This is a genomic window from Shewanella pealeana ATCC 700345, assembly GCF_000018285.1.
Lineage (GTDB): Bacteria > Pseudomonadota > Gammaproteobacteria > Enterobacterales > Shewanellaceae > Shewanella > Shewanella pealeana.
Genome location: NC_009901.1, coordinates 4,210,970 through 4,229,102, shown reverse-complemented (window position 1 = coordinate 4,229,102; position 18,133 = coordinate 4,210,970). Strand labels below are relative to the sequence as shown.

General features: G+C 43.8%; 17 protein-coding genes. 9 read left to right on the top strand and 8 right to left on the bottom strand.

Annotated elements, in window-relative coordinates; genetic code table 11:
• Nucleotides 1-71: 71 nt before the first annotated feature.
• The gene (locus SPEA_RS18220; protein WP_041410915.1) at nucleotides 72-497 is read left to right on the top strand and encodes a hypothetical protein; all 426 of its coding nucleotides are present in this window, start codon (nucleotides 72-74) and stop codon (nucleotides 495-497) included.
• Nucleotides 498-836: 339 nt separating this feature from the next.
• Nucleotides 837-1,649, top strand: coding sequence for a hypothetical protein (locus tag SPEA_RS18215; protein WP_012155136.1), 813 nt, complete (start codon nucleotides 837-839; stop codon nucleotides 1,647-1,649).
• A 154-nt stretch (nucleotides 1,650-1,803) separates the two neighbouring features.
• On the opposite strand, the gene SPEA_RS18210 is transcribed toward SPEA_RS18215, so the two are convergent.
• Both SPEA_RS18210 and SPEA_RS18205 read right to left on the bottom strand, forming a co-directional pair.
• Nucleotides 1,804-3,222, bottom strand: coding sequence for a DEAD/DEAH box helicase (locus tag SPEA_RS18210; RefSeq protein WP_012155135.1), 1,419 nt, complete (start codon nucleotides 3,220-3,222; stop codon nucleotides 1,804-1,806).
• A gap of 5 nt (nucleotides 3,223-3,227) precedes the next feature.
• Nucleotides 3,228-3,767 carry a VspR family transcription factor gene (locus SPEA_RS18205; RefSeq protein WP_012155134.1) on the bottom strand — a complete coding sequence of 180 codons (540 nt, stop codon included), beginning with the start codon at nucleotides 3,765-3,767 and terminating at the stop codon, nucleotides 3,228-3,230.
• A gap of 128 nt (nucleotides 3,768-3,895) precedes the next feature.
• On the opposite strand from SPEA_RS18205, the gene SPEA_RS18200 reads away from it, so the two are divergent.
• The 5 genes from SPEA_RS18200 (at nucleotide 3,896) to SPEA_RS18180 (ending at nucleotide 7,607) form a co-directional block, all read left to right on the top strand.
• Nucleotides 3,896-4,102 (top strand): helix-turn-helix domain-containing protein, encoded by a 207-nt coding sequence (locus SPEA_RS18200; protein WP_012155133.1) that lies wholly within the window; start codon nucleotides 3,896-3,898, stop codon nucleotides 4,100-4,102.
• A gap of 533 nt (nucleotides 4,103-4,635) precedes the next feature.
• On the top strand, nucleotides 4,636-4,998 hold the full coding sequence (locus tag SPEA_RS18195; RefSeq protein WP_041410914.1) for a hypothetical protein: 363 nt from the start codon (nucleotides 4,636-4,638) through the stop codon (nucleotides 4,996-4,998).
• A 166-nt stretch (nucleotides 4,999-5,164) separates the two neighbouring features.
• A complete protein-coding gene (locus tag SPEA_RS18190) occupies nucleotides 5,165-5,947 on the top strand; it encodes a hypothetical protein (protein ID WP_012155131.1) in 783 nt (260 codons plus the stop codon).
• Nucleotides 5,948-6,097: 150 nt separating this feature from the next.
• The gene (locus SPEA_RS18185; protein WP_150102220.1) at nucleotides 6,098-6,955 is read left to right on the top strand and encodes a phage exclusion protein Lit family protein; all 858 of its coding nucleotides are present in this window, start codon (nucleotides 6,098-6,100) and stop codon (nucleotides 6,953-6,955) included.
• A 139-nt stretch (nucleotides 6,956-7,094) separates the two neighbouring features.
• Nucleotides 7,095-7,607, top strand: a complete 513-nt coding sequence (locus SPEA_RS18180) for a hypothetical protein (protein ID WP_041411437.1) — start codon at nucleotides 7,095-7,097, stop codon at nucleotides 7,605-7,607.
• A gap of 293 nt (nucleotides 7,608-7,900) precedes the next feature.
• Here SPEA_RS18180 and zapE read toward each other — a convergent pair whose 3' ends face one another.
• Nucleotides 7,901-8,422 (bottom strand): AFG1/ZapE family ATPase, encoded by a 522-nt coding sequence (zapE, locus tag SPEA_RS18175; protein WP_012156664.1) that lies wholly within the window; start codon nucleotides 8,420-8,422, stop codon nucleotides 7,901-7,903.
• Between the two features lie 611 nt (nucleotides 8,423-9,033).
• Complete coding sequence (dsdC, locus tag SPEA_RS18165; RefSeq protein WP_012156663.1) at nucleotides 9,034-10,005, bottom strand: DNA-binding transcriptional regulator DsdC; 972 nt, start codon at nucleotides 10,003-10,005, stop codon at nucleotides 9,034-9,036.
• Nucleotides 10,006-10,215: 210 nt separating this feature from the next.
• Between dsdC and dsdX the strand changes: the two genes are divergently transcribed.
• Nucleotides 10,216-11,553, top strand: coding sequence for a D-serine transporter DsdX (gene dsdX, locus SPEA_RS18160; RefSeq protein WP_012156662.1), 1,338 nt, complete (start codon nucleotides 10,216-10,218; stop codon nucleotides 11,551-11,553).
• An 18-nt stretch (nucleotides 11,554-11,571) separates the two neighbouring features.
• Nucleotides 11,572-12,897, top strand: coding sequence for a D-serine ammonia-lyase (dsdA, locus tag SPEA_RS18155; protein WP_012156661.1), 1,326 nt, complete (start codon nucleotides 11,572-11,574; stop codon nucleotides 12,895-12,897).
• Between the two features lie 223 nt (nucleotides 12,898-13,120).
• Here the strand turns inward: dsdA and SPEA_RS18150 are convergent, their stop codons facing one another.
• From SPEA_RS18150 to SPEA_RS18135, 4 genes are all read right to left on the bottom strand, one after another.
• Entirely contained in the window at nucleotides 13,121-13,861 is a 741-nt protein-coding gene (locus SPEA_RS18150; RefSeq protein ID WP_012156660.1) for a hypothetical protein, read from the bottom strand.
• Nucleotides 13,862-13,870: 9 nt separating this feature from the next.
• The gene (parM, locus tag SPEA_RS18145) at nucleotides 13,871-14,884 is read right to left on the bottom strand and encodes a plasmid segregation protein ParM domain-containing protein (RefSeq protein WP_012156659.1); all 1,014 of its coding nucleotides are present in this window, start codon (nucleotides 14,882-14,884) and stop codon (nucleotides 13,871-13,873) included.
• Nucleotides 14,885-15,081: 197 nt separating this feature from the next.
• A complete protein-coding gene (locus tag SPEA_RS18140) occupies nucleotides 15,082-16,683 on the bottom strand; it encodes an insulinase family protein (protein WP_012156658.1) in 1,602 nt (533 codons plus the stop codon).
• On the bottom strand, nucleotides 16,683-18,101 hold the full coding sequence (locus SPEA_RS18135; protein WP_041411622.1) for a M16 family metallopeptidase: 1,419 nt from the start codon (nucleotides 18,099-18,101) through the stop codon (nucleotides 16,683-16,685). The genes SPEA_RS18140 and SPEA_RS18135 overlap by 1 nt, the downstream gene beginning before the upstream one ends.
• Nucleotides 18,102-18,133: the final 32 nt, after the last annotated feature.

Genomic DNA, 18,133 nt, shown 5'->3' with positions numbered 1-18,133 from the left:
CGGTTTCGCTTCACATTTTAGCCAACAATTACTCACCGCATAACGCAGAGTTATGTTTCAAAGGGAGTTCAGTGAAACTTTTTATATTTTTTCTCCTCATCTTATCGCAAACGACAGCATTTGCTGCCACCGATAGAGGGATATCTATTTCGATGTATCAGCTCATAACCTTTCCCGAGGAGTTTGATTCAAATTTGGTGAGCTTAACAGGAGTAATAGTGGTTACCGATGCAGGGTATCCTCAGCCTGGTTATAGAGTGTACCTCTTCCCTAATAATTATTCAGCAGAGCATTTCATTGTGTCTGAGGCGATAGAATTAACGGTGAGTTTTTCTGAGGACATACAACAAGATTTTCATGTTAAGTGGAATCACAAAACAGTGAGACTATACGGTGAATTTTACCGTAAGACCTATAGCTTTTCACCTAATCCTGCAGGTGCTCTAAGTTCCGTGTATGCGTTGCAGGAAGTAAAACCGTTTAAATTCAGTAAGTAGCAGGAACATAACAAGACCAAGCAAACCGACAACTACTCCACGGTTGTGTGCGGCATTACCGCATACTTGATTGCCATACTTTCCCTAATACCAATTATTACTTCCAGAACTTTAACTCTAACAAACTTTTGTCCATTTTCGAGTCAGCGCTGACTCACTTATGCCCCAAACTTTGATAAAACCACCTGAGCAAGCTTTTACAGTCCCAGAGCAATTGTAGCGATTCAGATTGAGGTTTCCAATCTCAGTTCGTCAAAAAAATATTTAACTCAGATTGGTACTTTGGGTTCGGGATCTATTAGCTTTGCACAGCACCAGTTAACAAGACCGGAGAATAGTATGATGGGTGAATTTATAGACCTTAATGCATTTGAGTATTTGGAGGGGCAGTTAAAGGAGGCCGCTGAGGGAAAAAGGCACCGTTCTGACTATGCGGTAATTAAGAGGCTTATAGAACGGTATTCAGAGCTTGAGCTACATGTAAAGCTGATGTCCAAAGCCCTAACAATTCCTCAAATGAATCGTTTCATTGGCCTTGTAATCGACGCCGTGGCATTCGGAAATGAGAGTGAAGTAGGGGAAGTAAGAGCAGTCCCCAAAGAGTTGAAAGCGATTAATGACAAAATTTACAAGCTTGCATTTGAACTAGCTGAACAACTGGATAAGAGAACTCAACTACATGAAAGTACTTCATTTACAAGCAATACTCACTATGCTCTATTCAAACTTATAGAAGATGCTGGACAATCAAATTACATGTTTGAGAGTTATTTAAAAGAACCGTTGAGAAATACTGTTGGCCCGTATGGCTTAAGGTATTACCCATCCATTAGTCAAATAGTTACTCAACTTGGGATTGATGCTCAAAATTCTTCAATTGAGACTAGTTCAGAACTAGATCTGATTCTCACAAGAACTGAGCGCTCATCTAGTGCAGATCAAATCAGGGCAATATTAAGAACTGTGCAGTTTTCTAAAGAAAATGATGGAGACTATTGCAACTTTAAAATACCTGATGATTTTGAATTATCGAACCAAGCCATTGCTGCTTTTGCGAATGTCGCTTTTGATATTCCATTTGATAAGCTAGTCGATGATCTACAAGTAAGAAATGCAAAGCGGAAATATAAACGGCTTTGTAAAGAAGATTAACCCGAAAGCTTAGGGGCTAAATGTACTATACATTTGGTCATCCGCGATACTGCTAAATCAGTATAATTCCTAACTCAGAAATGCTATATAGCCGTGGCCAGTTTTAGCTGGCCATTACACTGATTCTTATTTGTATATGCACCATAAATAAGTATTAAAATGGAGAATCAAAAGTCGAAATGACCTTCTCCCTAAACCTGCCTAGTAGCAGCATTGATGGGTTCATTGAACTGATTAAGTGAGCATCATTAATTGCCTGACTTGGTAATGAATTAATCTGTTTCCTACCTATAGCATCACCCATACTAAGTGTAAAACAACTTGGCAGGCTCGGAGGTTCATTAGTTATTTTACAATTATTCGATATTGTTAACTTCATACTTCCTCTAGGTTTCTTCTCTCTAATTACAGTTGAGCCTTCTGGTAGTTCAATCGCTATTCGATATGCAAAATCGGTTAGTTTGGGCTCTGCAAAAGTGAAGAGCCAAGCTTGTTGATCATGTGCTTTAGTTGTTCGTAAAATACGACCTAGTATTTGCCGAAAATATAATTCGGTTTTTACTCTACTTAAATGGCAGCAAACCTGTAACCTCGGAATATCAGTACCTTCGCTAATCATTCCTACACTAACAATCCATTGTGTATCATCATGCCGAAACTTGTTAATTGTATCCGACGGGGCAATTTCTTGATAAGTTACGATTGTTGCTGTTTGTTTGAATGTATTTTTGAGGATTTCTAAGATAAAGCACGCATGTTCGATTGAAGATGCGACCACTAAACCAGCTGCATCGGGGTTCAATTGCCTAATGCTACCTAGCTTATCAATTGCTAAGCTCAAAACATGATGAATAGCTAAATCATTTTTGATGACTAATTGATACGGAATTGATGAACCTTTAAAAAGCTCATTAAAACTGCTGAAAGTTTGGATTTCATTATACTGATTTTTAACTGAAAGCTCTTCGTTATCAATTAATACTATTTTAGGATTCCGACAAACACCATCTCTCACAGCTTCTTTTAAGCCGTAAACATAATCACACTGAATTTCGTTATCAGGGTCTAGATATCGAGATAAAACAATGGGGGCTTGATCAGAGCGCCAAGGCGTCCCAGTCAATGCCAAGGTGTATTGTGCTTGATCTTGTATATTTAGTAAGATCTCCTCTCCCCAAGCATTCGCATCCTCAAGAGTACTGCCAGAACAATGATGGATCTCATCAAAGATCACCAATACCCGATTCCTTTTTAGTAGCTGCCAAAAGTCTTCTTTAAAAGATAGCATTCCTTGATATGTGTAAGAACAACCTACTGCACCTATTACTCCATCAAAGCGACACTCTAATCGATGTGAGAATGTTTTCTGAATGCCTTTCGAGATATTTACAGAAGGCGAAAAGCATAATACAAAATCAATAAGATCTTGTTCGAATAACTCAGCTGCAACCTCTGCTGCCATAATCGTCTTTCCAGCCCCTGGAGTTGCTAAGCAGAGAAAGTGTCTTTGGTTGGCATTAAAATGCTCTAGAGCGCGATTGACGCACTCTAATTGCCATTGTCTTAATTGCATTTGAGTTACTTCTGTTGGTGCGAGAGTACCGATTTAATCGCTTTAATTTGACCAAGTAACTTCGAGCTACTTTCTCTAGCTAGCATGTACTGCGACTCAAGGTGTTCCTTCATCTCTGGGAAAGATTTGTATAGCCGCATATATTCTTCAGACTCTCCAATGCTAGTAAGTAGATCGACTTCTGTTTGTTTAAGGCGCTCTTGAAGTTGTTGAATAACTGCGAGTTCAGTCTTATCTAGTAATTTTTGCGAGGGCTTACTAGTCTCAATGGAGTCATTTATGACGAAGTTGATTTGATCAAATAACTCTGTCTTTTGATAAGTGACCGTTTTCGAGCTCTCCTTATTAACTTTTCGTAAGGCTTTCTTCTTAACGAGTCGACAGACCTGCCTATAAATAAATTTATAGGCTTCACTAACACTTTGGTTGCTACTTAATGCAGACAAAAATCTATCGCGTAACTGCACGACCTGGAAATTATTGAAGCTCTCATCCTGGAGAATAGTATGCAACGTAGCGCATATTTTGATTGAAACTTTTGGCATGACTTTCTCACAAGGTGTTAATCACTAGCTCTAGGGAGTAGAAAAACATTACAAACTAAATGCGGATTATAATCCGTGGCTTTATAAGCCGCAACTTTGGATAGTCTTTATCTTTAACGAGATGAAAAATGAAAGACTTAGCAATCCAATTTGGCTTCAATTTACGAAAAAAACGCAAAGAGTTGGGAATGTCTCAAGATAAATTGGCGCTTTTAGCTGAAATAGATCGCAGTTATGGGGGGAGAATCGAGCGCGGAGAAGTCAATATCACGTTAGAAAAAGCTTATCAGCTCGCTGAGGTATTAGAATGTGACGTCAGAGAGTTACTTCCATAAGCTGATAAGGCCGAAAAGAATCTTCCTATAAAAACCTAAATAACTGTAACTCTTTACAGGTATAATGAACTTGATGAATCAGACAGGTTTATTGATGCTAGAAATCGCAGTAGCTGGAGTATATGCAGATACAGCCTTGAAACGCTGAGATGACATCCTTTTCATCGAAGCCCGCTGCCATATCTACACCGAAAATTGTTGTACGACTTTAGGCAATAGAGGTTTGATATCTAACTTCTATTGCCTCTTTATTAGTTACAGGCAATAAGCTGTTCAGAGTAGTGACGAGCTTATTTACCTACTTATGCTCATCAATAAATAGCAGTCATTTATAGCTTTCGATTCAACCTTAATATCAATACTCACCCTGCAAATTCTTATGCTCGTTTATCCAGCATCACTCTGATATAGTTCTTATAAATCAAAGTCTTTAATTTGGCAGGTCTTAAATGATAGGTTGTTAAATATGCATGCGTGTTTTGCCAAACATACGCGCATGCGCACTAATAAGTTGTTATGAACTCGGAGTGAAAATGCAGTTAGATGAATACATAAAAGAAACCTTAGTGCAGATTGCCAAAGGTGTTAAAGATGCTTCCGAGGAAGTAGAAACTCTTGGCGGTATAGTTAATCCAGCGAGTGTTGATACTGAATATCAAGCATGTAATGGCAGTCATATTAGCTCACAAAAATTTAAGATAAGGCCTGATAAACAAACAATCAAATTCGATATCGCACTACAGGTTAAAGAAAGCTCAGGTGTGGATACTAGCGCTAAGGCGAAGCTAGCTGTCCTTTCAATCGGGGGCGGGGCTAAAAGCCATGATGAATCTCATACAGCTCATCGTGTTCAATTTGAAATACCGGTCGATTTGCCAACAAAGCTCGATGAGTAATATCGCATGAGTTGAATACGTTCATAACAAACCGTTCAAGAGGGATTCGCAATACGTGGAATTTTTACTATGCGTTGTGTTTAGTGTTTAAGGTTGTATGCGGAAGTAGCGGTATTGCGTTACTCATACCCAAAGAGGGCGTTAGTTGCTAAGAGGAAATAATTAAATGTTGTCGAATAAAGTTCTAGACTGGATGAATAAGACAGGCTTTCCGCTAGAAATGAAAACAGCTCTTAGTTTCAGAAAGCATAGTTTTGATGTGTATCAATCTCATTGTTACAAAGATTATGATAGCGACAAAGGCAGAGAAATCGATGTATTGGCAATACATATTGACCAAAATAGCACAGGCATAACCGATGTTTCTTTTGTCATGGAATGTAAAGCTTCTAAAAAACCGTGGGTTGTACTCAAAGGTGAAGTATTGTCAGATAGTTACCACAGACTAAATTCATTTTGTATTGCTTCAGATAAAGGAAGAGAAGCTTTTGTGGACAAATTGATGGATCATGGGTTGGAACATATCCGTGATTATACAGAGACGTCAAAATATGCTGGCTACGATTTTCGGCAAGCGATGGGAGGTGATCATGATCCTGCCTATAGTGCAGCTGTTGGAGTGATAAAAGCATGTTTGGGTTATATCCAAGACCGTACTCACGATTTGCCTGATAGGTTGTGCTACTGTTTTCCAGTTATTGTTGTGGATTCTCCATTGTTTGAATGTTCTCTCAATGACTCAGGTGAGTTGGAACTTCAGGAAGTACAGCGTAGTTGTTTCAATTTTAGTTCTTATCATCCTGAAAGAGTTTCGACCTCAGTAACCGTCATGACTAAAACAGAGCTTGATACTTTCGCTAATGATGCTGAAAAGATCGCAGTTTCAATAAGAAAAGAATTTACAGAACGTGATAAAGAGCTTTTCGACAAGCTTCGTAATCGCACTTAACAAAGCGTTTAAGACAGATTCCCAACGCATGGTATTTTTCATTCCACGTTGGGTTTCGTATTTAAGGTGGCATAGTTAGGTTAAGTGGTGGCTTGCTCACACCTTAACGCGGCGTTAGCAGAATTAGCATAGTTCAGAGGAAGCAATACATTGTTTACAAGAGAGCATTTTGAATTAATGTCAGCAGTTGCATCGCGAGTTGCACCTGAGAATGAAAGTAAGCTAGTGGAGTTATCTAACAAGCATGACTTTTCGCTACTTTTTTTGAAAGAGTCAGGCTTTACTTTTCGTGTTAACACAAAAACAAAGGTTATAAAGATCCCTTATGGCGGCTTGGAGTATTTATGGACGTTTAGTTTGAAAGCTTGGTTACTTTATCAAGCATACGCTCAGGCACAATTGAATGGTGAACAAAACTTAGACTTGGAAACTATTAATGGTTATGCTGGAACAAGTCAGTTAACTGAATATTTGAAAGAAAGTCTATATGCGGAAAGTTATGACCCAAATAAAAACTTTAGCGCTTTAATAAGTGTTGAGGAAATTGATCAGGAGGTAGCAACGGAAATATTCCTTTGTGCTTTAGGATGGATTATTTGGCATGAAATTGCACATATTGAGTTAGGTCATAGTTCTCTAGAAATTAATACCTTGTCAATACAAGAAGAAAAAGATGCTGACTTATATAGTACCAATTGGATACTAAGTTCTTCTACTATAGCAGCAGAATCAAAAAAACGTATTGTTGGTATAACTATCGCATTGTTAGCAATTCAGAGCTTAGAGCTAGATTCTAAATCTTGCTTTAAAGGTACTCATCCTGATGCGAGTAATCGTATTTTTGATAACTTATCACAACACTCTGAAATAGGTGATGAAATCAGTCAAGCAATGAGTATCGTGACGTTACAATCTATGACTAAAATAGACATAGCTCCTATGAGCGACCTGAACTTCTCAGATATGTTAGGAGAAGCTTTGTATCAAATAAATGTAAATAAGCGTTAAAATTCAGCTAACAAGCATTTAAGAGTGACTCCCAAAGCTTGGCATTTTTAATTCCATCGTTGGGTTTCGTGTTTAAAGTGGTATGGTTAAGTTCAGTGGTTGCGTTGCTCACACCTTAATGCGGCGTCAGGGGCAAATTGTGAGTCCAGATATCTTTTTAGATGATTTTGAAATTACAGAAAATACGGAAGAACTACAGGCAATACTTGGACGTTGTTTGATAGTTGCAACTCGTTTTGATTACTTGTGCGATCATACATCGAAATATCTTGAACTAAAAAACTCGTTTGTAATGGTCGTTGATAGACAGGAATTCGAGGCTTATGCGACAGAATTGATAGGTAAATTCCGAGTTCTATATAAAAATATTGAATCACTTCCGATAGCTGATGCCGTAAAAGATATCCTCCATGCTGCGAGAGAAGCGAGAAATGAAATAGCTCATAGTTTAACTATTGGTTTAACTGGGTGCTTGGATACAAAAATTGATGAGAGCAACTTTAAATCTCAGGTGATCCAACTTATTCAAGAGGTTGCTGCTGGTGATTACACTATTTCTGTAATTTTGTCACTGCTCAACAAGGAGCCTTTGCTTCAACAGTCAAGTAAGGATTACCAAAACAACGTAGTAAATTGGGTGCTTGGGGAGTGAACGCATAACAAGGCGTTACCGTATATCCACTTTCCCTAATGAGACTCATAATCTTGACTGCTTTATCACGAACTAATTTCTGTCCAAACACGTTTCTGAGATTGATCAATCTTTATTCATTTGTTGCAGCCTTGTTAGTATCAATGAGCCTCAACATTATTAAACTTTAAAGCTTATATCGTTATGGGAAACTTAAAAGAGGTACATATCTGATCAAACTGTATTGTTAGTCGACAGTTAGTAACAAAGTTAACTTATTGGTGTTATATGAATGGAGAGACAATGAGTTTAAGTCATATTTTTGTTACACCAGTAAAACCCTTTACTGGCAACACGTGTAACATTAATTGAGATTTGATAGATGTGATTAGAGACGCCGCCTCACTAATCAGCTCTTTGTGAATGCGCGCCATAAAACGATGAAAGTGCAGCCTGAGCTTGGGGACTTCAGTTTTAGATTCGCTTTCACTTTCACATTCAAGGCTTTGATAGAACAGATCCATCAAGTAGGTTTTGCCGCGGCCGACATCCCCCCACATGTAGATCCCCTGACACTCTGGATGAACATGGCTAGGCTGCTGAGTGTGAGGCACTTGAATGAGCTGCCGATGCAATCGTTCCAGTGCTGCTATGGCTTGGTGCTGCGCGCCGTCGTCGATAATCTGTTGCTGCTCGACCAGGTCTTGATAGCGCGCGAGGGGCCCGCGGCGTGCAATATTAAGATCAACACCAGTACAGGCATCAACACTGGTCTCAGCATCTCTGACAATTAATTGTTGCTGTTGGCTCAACAGGTTAGCAGCTTGGCGGGTCATAGCATTCCATTACTGGCTTGGAGATGCTAAGGATTATATCAGCTCGCGCTCATCTATTGGGGAACAGTCAATGTGAGTAAATTTAATAATTTATGCTCCAATTTGAAAGTCGTATAAATGCTAGGGGTTGAGTAAAGATTAATTAAAGGGTTAATAGGGCACTCCTAATATGACTTGTTTTAGCCATAAGCTAAAAAGCTAGTTGGTTATATTGGACTCACAGAGAACATTAATTCCCCATCGAAGTTGCCGAATTACGTTGGAATAAATCGCGTAATGCCGACAGGGATGTCGGCGTAGCTTTCGCGGGGCAGGATGCCCCATCGGAAGCGTTAGCTATTTATCCATAAGTATGAGGCTTGTATCTAATGCATGTAACTTCGTCGGGGCGGCAGGGGAGATGAAAGAGGGGATTGCTGTTGATCCCCTTTTTCCCGAGTGTGAGCTGGAAGCTCACGACCTTGGTCAGGTGAAGCCTGATGCTTTTAATCTTGCATGTGGTCGAAACGCCACGACGTTAATTGTAAGATGAGGTCTAACTTAATGATTTTTATCAAACGAAGTTTGATTGCTACTAACTAAATAATGAGTGGCCTCATGACAGAGGCGTACTATAAAGTTTGGTTTGCTTGTTGCTTTAGCCACTCAACAAACAGCTTAGCCTTAGGGTTGAGCTCTTTGTCATGGGAAGCCACATAATAGGTCTGCTCACAGTTTACCTGTTGGCCAGCAAAGGGGGCGATGAGTTCACCTCTGACTATGCGCTTACTCACCAGTTGACCACGTCCCATGGCGATACCGGCATGGTTCATGGCGGCGATGACGGCTAAGTCTGAGCGGTCAAAACCGATTGAGCGGTTATCTTCAATACTGAGGCTCTGGGTCTCGGCCCAATACTTCCATTCATCACAATCTGAATCGTACTCCCAGGCTTGGTTGTCGTGTAGCAAGGTGCAACGGCTCAAGTGCTCAGGCTTGCCGATAAGATCATGCTCGGCGGCGTACTCAGGGCTACAGACTGGCATGATGGTCTCATCCATCAAGTGCTGGCAAAACAGTTTGCTGCGGGGGCGATTGTCGTAGTAGATCGCCAAGTCGATATGAAAACTGTTGAAGTTAACATTCTCGTTGCCCGTCAAAATATTAATCGAGATCGCCGGATACTGGCGGCTGAAATCGGCAATCTTAGGCACTAGCCAACACTGGGCAATGGAGGGGCGAGAGTAGACAGTCAGCTTACCCGACACCTCTTGGTTTTTAATCTCAAACACCTCCTGATTCAGGCTTTTTAAACTGTCTTTCAGTTTTGAATACAGCCGTTTACCGTCTTCAGTTAGCTCGATTCTTCGATGAAAGCGGCTAAATAGTTTAAAGCCTAGCTCACTCTCCAGTGCGCTAATTCTATGGCTAACGGCCGAGGGGCTGACACATAGCTCTTCGGCGGCGAGAGAAAAGGATTGGTGACGAGCCACCACTTCGAAGGTATGCAGTTTTGCCAGTTGATAACTGCTAAGTAAGCGGCTTCTGCTGAACACATCTTGCTGGGAATACATGACTGACTTCTCAAATTGTGATGTGAGCATTTTACTCTAAGGCGCGTTTTAACGCTGATTAGATCAACACAGTTGAAGCTTAGATCATGTTAAAGCCATTTTTGTGACCATTGAATACAGCTTGCCGCAATCTAGCTCAAGCGAAACGCAATTTATATCTTTTGTCAGCATTTCATTGATTGGCTTTAATAGCGCCACTTTCTAATTCCTTTTCACTCCTTTAACTAATAGAGAAATACAATGGAATCACAACTGTGGATTATCGGTACTCTGCTTAGCAGTATCTTGCTGATTGTTATCAGCATCGTTAAGTTCAAGTTGCACCCGTTCTTGGCACTCTTGTTAGCCAGCTTCTTTGTGGGCGGCATGATGGGTATGGCGCCACTTGAAATGATCAAGGCGATGGAGTCAGGCATTGGTGGCACCTTAGGCTTCTTGGCTATCGTAATCGGTCTGGGCACCATCTTGGGTAAGATGATGGAGATCTCAGGCGCCGCTGAGCGAATTGGTATCACCCTGCTAAAATCTCGTTACCTAAGCCCTGATGTGATCATGGTGCTGGTGGGCCTTATTTGCGGTATCACCTTGTTCGTAGAAGTGGGCGTGGTATTGCTTATTCCACTCGCTTTCTCTATCGCTCGTAAAACCAATACATCCTTGCTAAAACTTGCCATTCCGCTATGTACCGCCTTGATGGCTGTGCACTGTATTGTGCCGCCACACCCTGCAGCGTTGTTTGTGACTAATGCACTAGGCGCCGATGTGGGTTCGGTAATTATCTGGGGTCTGCTAATCGGTCTATTGGCCTCGTTAATAGGTGGTCCACTATTCCTTAAGCTGTTTGGCGACAAGCTGCCACACTTAAGCGTACCTGCCGAGTTTAGTGAAGTTTCAACCCGTAAAGAGAGTGAGTTGCCATCACTTGGCACAACACTGTTCACCATCCTTTTGCCAATCATTTTAATGTTGGTTAAAACCGTGGCCGAGCTGTACATGGAGCCGGGCACTGCGCTTTATACCACCCTTGAATTTATTGGTAACCCAATCACCGCGATGTTTATCGCAGCCTTTGTGGCTTATTACCTGCTTGGTCTTCGCAACAAGATGACCATGGGCACCTTGCTGACTAAAACCGAAGACTGTTTCGCCTCTATCGCTAACATCTTGCTGATTATCGGTGCAGGCGGCGCGTTTAACGGCGTATTAAGTGGCAGCGGCATGGGCGACAGCCTAGCGCAAATCTTGGCAAACCTTGATATGCATCCAGTGCTACTGGCTTGGTTAGTGGCCATTATCTTGCACGCGGCGGTGGGTTCGGCAACGGTTGCTATGATGGGCGCTACCGCGATTGTGTCGCCGTTATTAGTGCTATACCCAGATTTGAACCCAGTTATCGTGACCTTAGCTATCGGCTCTGGCGCTATAGGTTGCACTATCGTCACCGACTCTTTGTTCTGGTTGGTTAAGCAGTACACCGGCGCCACAATGAAACAAACATTTATGTATTACACCAGCGCGACCTTTATTGCCTCACTTGTGGCACTGGCTGCGACTTTTGCACTGTCTTATGTTATTTAATCCTAAAGGGGAACTGAAATGATGAACACCGAACAACTGATAAACGACTTCCCTTTGCTGACTCAGCTTATCAAGCTTGAAGAAGTTAGCTGGTTTGAAACCAAGGCGACCAACTTAGCCGAAGCATTACCTTATGTTGGCTTAGATAGCACAGATGTGGCCGATGCCAGCGCACGTTTACAGCGCTTTGCACCTTACCTAGCGCTAGCCTTCCCTGAGACGGCGGCATCGAATGGCATTATCGAGTCTGAAGTGGTGGCCATTCCACAGATGAAGCAAGCGCTAGAAGCTAAATACGGCCAGAAGATCGCAGGCCAGCTGATGTTGAAAAAAGACAGCCATCTGCCAATATCTGGTTCTATCAAGGCGCGTGGCGGCATTTATGAAGTACTGACCCATGCTGAAAAACTAGCGATTGCTGCGGGTAAGCTTAAAGAGTCTGACGACTATCAAATGCTGTTCACTGAAGAGATGAAGAGCTTCTTTAACGGTTACAGCATTGCGGTAGGTTCGACCGGTAACTTAGGCATGTCTATTGGTATCATGAGTGCCAAGCTTGGTTTCAACGTGAGCGTGCATATGTCGGCAGATGCTCGCCAGTGGAAGAAAGACAAGTTACGTAGCCACGGCGTGAATGTATTTGAATATGAGCAAGATTACGGCGTAGCGGTTGAGCAAGGTCGTAAGGCGGCTGAATCTGATGCTAATTGCTTCTTTATCGACGATGAAAACTCGCGCACGCTATTTTTAGGCTACTCGGTTGCCGGTGAGCGTTTGAAGGCACAGTTTGACGCAGCTGACATTAAGGTTGATAGCGAGCACCCACTGTTTGTTTACCTGCCTTGTGGTGTGGGCGGTGGCCCTGGTGGTGTGGCGTTTGGTCTTAAGTTAGCCTTCGGTGATAACGTTCATTGCTTCTTCGCCGAGCCGACACATTCACCTTGTATGTTACTAGGGGTGCACACGGGTCTGCATGACGAAATCGCCGTGCAGGACTTAGGCATCGACAACGTGACAGCTGCCGACGGTTTAGCGGTAGGCCGCGCCTCAGGTTTCGTTGGCCGCGCCATGGAGCGTATGCTAGATGGTTACTACACCTTAAGCGATCAGCATATGTATGACCTACTTGGCCTATTGGCTAAGAGTGAAGGTATTGAACTTGAACCATCGGCCCTTGCGGGTATGCCGGGCGCACTTAGGGTGAGCGGCGATAGCGAGTATCAGGCGCGTATGGGGCTAACACCTGAGATGATGAGCAATGCGACTCACGTAGTGTGGGCGACAGGCGGCGGCATGGTACCAGCAGCAGAGATGGCGAAATACCTAGGGCAATCGGCTAGCTAATTTTTCATATAAGTTCGAGTTAGTAGAGTTAGTAGAGTTAGTAGAGCTAGATTACTAACGTCAAAAGAGCAGAGCTTGCAGGGCTGATGATATTCGGCCTCGGCTCTGCTTTTTTATTGGCTCTGCTTTTTGCTCGCTAAAGAACGCAAAGTTCAAGCCAAAAAAATCCACCCTAACGAGGTGGATTTTCTATTTTTAAGCTTGGTATAAAGCCAAAGAATGGCTACCAGAGTCCTTTGGATTTTACCCGTCTAGCGCGTTCCAGTTGAGTCTCTAAACTGGGAGTGTCATTAGCTGGCTTATTAGCAAGAGCAGTGCCAGATACTTGAGCTAATTGGCTAGATAAGCTTTTCATCTGCGCCATTAACTTTTCTTGGCCCTGCTTAAGTTGATTAAACTGGCTGGTAAAATCTACCTGTTGCTGGCCATTTTCAGCGCCTAACTCTGGTTGATTTGACTCTGTGTTACTTGATGCAGCGTGACTTGCCTCGGCGTGAGTGAGCACTGAGCTTAGCTGTTCTTGCCCGTCAAGCATTAGCTGTTGTAGCTGGGCTAATTGCTGCTCAATGGCAGTTAAGTTAGACGGCTCGCTTTGCTGCTTAGCCGAACTGGCGGCTTCTAGCATAGCGCTTAGTTTTTGCCACTGCGGTTCTGAAAGGCCACTCTCAGCAGCAGGCTCCAAGCTCAGGCCTGCCGATTTTATTTGGCATGCCAAGGTTTGGCAGTTCACCTTATCCTGCAGCAAGGTTTGGGTGAGCATGGACGGCAACTGCGGCGCCAATTCATGCAGAAATAAGCCCGACAGATACAGGTCACGATGAAACTGGATCCGGCGCTGTAGCACTGTATCGGTCTCATCATTGCGCGCTTTTTCCTCTTGCTGCCAAAGCCTTAAGCACTTAATGGCGTAGCTGTGGGAGTCGAAGAGCTCAGGCTCTAGGCCCACATTGAATCGAATGCGCATAATTACCTCTTAAGCCGCGTCGCTGCTATCAGCTGCGTGGTAGCAACAGATCTCACGCGATAGCGCCTCTTGTGGATCTTTTATCATGACGATTTTTTCACCCAGCGACGGGTAAGCTTCACGAATAGCTGTTTCAATCAGCATGGCGCCGCCACCCACTAAGTAGATGCGGTTTGGATTGCGGGTGAAGGTCTTGGCTTCGTACGCAACAGCAGCACCAAGCTCGGCAATCTTATTTTCGATACGCTCAAGTACCCAGTCTACCTTGCTGATATCGTTAATCACTTCTTCAACGAATTCACGGTTATGACGACGCTTAATCAGTTCGTTGGCGACTAAGTAGCTAGCATCGCTATCGGCAGCAGATAAGGCTTTTCTTGCAGCGTTGGTCACCATAGAGACACCGATTTCGGCATTGCCATAAACGGCTGATACATCGTCGAACTCGCCGACAATCACGCCCATATCTAGCGTGGTACCGCCGCAGTCGATAACGAGAGACTTGGTAAATTCATTTACGCCAGAATCCATCAATGTGGTCAGCACCGCAGGCAAGCTTTCAGGCAGGACTTCAACATCGACGATAGTGAATAGCTCGCCCTTGTTTAGGCTGATTTCACGCATCAGGTTGGCTTTCTTGCGGGCGATATTTTCTTCGTTTTTCTGGCAATCGTCGGCCTGGTAATACTCAGTGATCGGCAGAGTGACAAGAATACTGACCGGGCAAGGCTTTACGCCAGTCTGTAATAGCGCATGGTGCACAGAAAGTAGGTTCAAATCGTCATATTGGAAGGCGACATGAGTCGTCGACAGTGCCTTATCGGATGTGGCGTCGTAGGTATATTTAGTCGATGCAACTTGGTAGTTGAATACCTTACGATCATTAAGCAAAGCCGCGCTTTTCCAGTCCTTACGAAATGAGTTGGGCGAGGTTACGCTACGCACTTGACCGTCCTCAAGCCAGCTGATCTTAACGTTGGTCGAGCCATCGTCGATGGCGAATTTCATGATGCTTGAATGCATGAGTGTTCCTATAAATAAACCCAATTTTGCATATTAGAGCGACCGGGTTTGTCAGGAACTGAAATCTATTTTGCAAATTATTGCATTTAATTGGGCTGCAACTGTTGGCTGAATAAAAGGTGAACTTTGCGGGTGATTAATCGCCATAACAGCAACCGTCACAGTCACAGCAACAGTCACGGCCATGGCCACATAAACTAGTCAGCCACGACTTCGACTATGTTCCAATCGGCAAGCTTATGTTTTAAGTCGGCTTCTATTTTATCCCTATCACCACGGATCACGATATAAGGCGTGTTTAAAAACACCGAACGGGCAATCTGTTGTAATTGCTCAGGGGTTAACTTGCTGAGTCGTTGGTTTTGAGCCAGCTCCTGCTCAGGTGAAACGCCGCGGATAAGTTGCTTGATGGTATCGGCCTCGACGGCGCGAAAGTTCGCCTGACGCAGGATCTGTTGACTGGTGAGGTAGGTCTTTAACGCCGTTAGTTCATCAAGCGATGCTGTTGAGTCTGTGGTCAGCGCTAAATGGTCGAGCACGCCACTAATAAAGGCACCGGAGTGTTCAAGTTTAGTGCTGCCATAAAACTTAAGTGTACGTGATAGTGGATTGTCGAAGCAGCGACCATAGATGCCATAGGTTAAGCCGCGAATCTCGCGTAGGTCGTAATATAAGCGACCTGAGAAACTGCGCCCAAGCCAGCTGGCCAGTAGCTTACAGTCTTGAGCGCTATCGATACTTTTATCGTTATCATTATCGCTGCCATCTAGCATGTTCCCCAGAGGATAGCCTATACGCACTTGTGTTTGTACGCTGCCGGGCACATCGATAAGGTATAAGGTCTTGTTATTATTGCTCGGAGGAATATCTGCGCTGGTGCTTGTTTCGGTTCTGGTGTTTATTGCTGAGCCGGAGATAGTGGCAGAGTCAGTGCTTTTTTCTGAGTTAGCTTCTGAATAAGCTTCGGAATTCGCTTTAGAGTTTGATAGTTCGGCCTTAGACGCTATAGACATTAACGATTCAAACTGTTGAGTCACAGCCAAGGTAAACCCTTGGTCTTGTTCAAGACTGCGATTAGCAAAAAAAGCCCAGTTAGACTGCGCTAAAATCTTGTCTCTAACTTGGTTAAGGCTGCTTAAATCCAACTCATCGGCAAGGGTTTTATCGTTGAGCGCTTGATTATAAACATGCTGCTTACCCAAGATTTTCTTGGCCCACACATCATCGATTTCGGCGCCGCTGTAGGCGTTGATGTGTTTGGCCAATTTGAGCTGACGCCGTACGTTAGCTATGTCTATTTCATCAAAGCTGCCCATTTGATTAACGTCATCGGCTTGCCAAAACTGCATCAACAGCTCGCTGGCTAAGATTGGCGAGTCGGGGCAGTCAATGCTAATGGTCAGGCTGTGCATGGTCGGGCGGATATTCAGGCTCTCGGCGCAGGCAAGTGTCGATTGCTGTACTAGCCAAGCCCTTTTCTCATCAAAGGCTTGTAGCAACACATCTAGATTTTCCATAGGCAACTTGCTGTAGGCCACTAAAGATAGGTGGTTAAGGCCCGAGAGGGTGTCATCAAACAGATATAAATCCAGTTTAGGGCTAACAGGCACAAGCTTAGACAGAGACGTTTGCTGAAACTTAAGCGGCGCAATTTCAGGTGCGCCAGTTAGTTTGTCAAACACAGGTAACTTGGGGGCTGCTTTTGGCGTAAAGGCTATCTGAGTCTGCTGGCAACCAAGCGCACTGATAATGAGACTACAAGCTAGTGCTAAAAAGCTAAGATTTTTAATTGATTGCATCACATTACACTCTCTTCAAGGCTATCGCTCATCTCTTTAGGTAACAACTCAAGAATCGATTTAGTGGCGCGAATATACCAAGGGGGCAGCAGATCCAGCCGCACGGTATTGCCGATAAAGTACCTCTGGGCGATGGCTTGAAGCTCTTTAGCGCTAACGGCATCGATACGTTGCCATGGCCCGGTAAGCGGATGGAGTTTATCTCGGGGTTGAGTTGCCGAAAGGCTTCTCGCTAGCCGAGAGGGGGAGTCTAAAGTGGATAACGCCTTATTGAGCCAAATTTGTTTTAACTGGCATAGGTGTGCATCATCTAGGGTCTGCGCGGCGACAGAGGCTATCAGTGACTCGACATTCTTACTGAGCTTATCGAGGGAGGTGCGGGCGCGGGGCACGAGTACCAGATTGGTCATGCCGTGATGGGTCATGGTCAACGGGATCGAGTAACTCAGCAGTTGGTCGGGATCGCTAAGGCTAGTACCTTGAATTAGACTGCTCTTGTTTTGAAACAGATAAGCTTCCAGCAGTGCAAGGCCCGCGGCATCTTTTGAGTTTGAGCCAACTGTGTGCCAAGCAAATAGCACCGCAGGCCAAGGGCCACGCTCGTCGACGATTTCGCCATATACTGGCTTTGGCGAAACCTTAAGATCATCCATTTGAGTCAGCTCGATATCAGGCGCCTGCCAATCGCTAAACTGCGCATCTATCCAATCCTGAGTCTGCTTAGGGATATCGCCCACTAAACTTAGCTGCATGGCGTCGGGGCGGTAATAGCGTTGATGAAACGCATTTAAGCTTTGTGGTGTGGCAGCTTTGACATCAGCCACACTGCCGATAACCGCATGACCATAGGGCGTCCCTTCAACCTGAGACAATAAAAACTCCATCGCTTTGCGCACATAGGGCTGGTTATCTATGCTGGTGGCCATCTCTTCAAGCACCGCGCCTTGTTGATTTTTAACTGTGGTTTCATTCAAGCTTGGGTAGCGAAAGCGGTCGGCTTCTAGCCATAGGCTCAGTTCGAGTGCTTGGGAGGGGATGGTTAAGTAATAATTGGTGAAATCGAAAAAGGTGCTGGCATTAAACTGGCCGCTTAAGGCGCTCATGGTCTGGGTATAGCTATCACCCGGTGCATGCTTACTGCCTTTAAACAGCATGTGTTCAAACAGGTGGGCATAACCGGCTTGACCCTTAACTTCATTGCGCGAGCCCACATCAAACTGGCTAGCGATTGACACGGCTTGAGTATTTTTAAGGGGCAGGGTGCGCACTTGCAGACCATTATCCAGCTGACGATATTGAATTCTCTGCTCAACTTCGTAGAGGGGCTGAGCGAGTTTATTTAGATTGCAGGCAGCAGGCTCAGTTTTGGTTAGCGCACTAACAGGTAAACTGATCGCCAATGTCGACAGGGCTGCCACAGTCACTGTGGTGATATAGTTTTTCGCTTTGT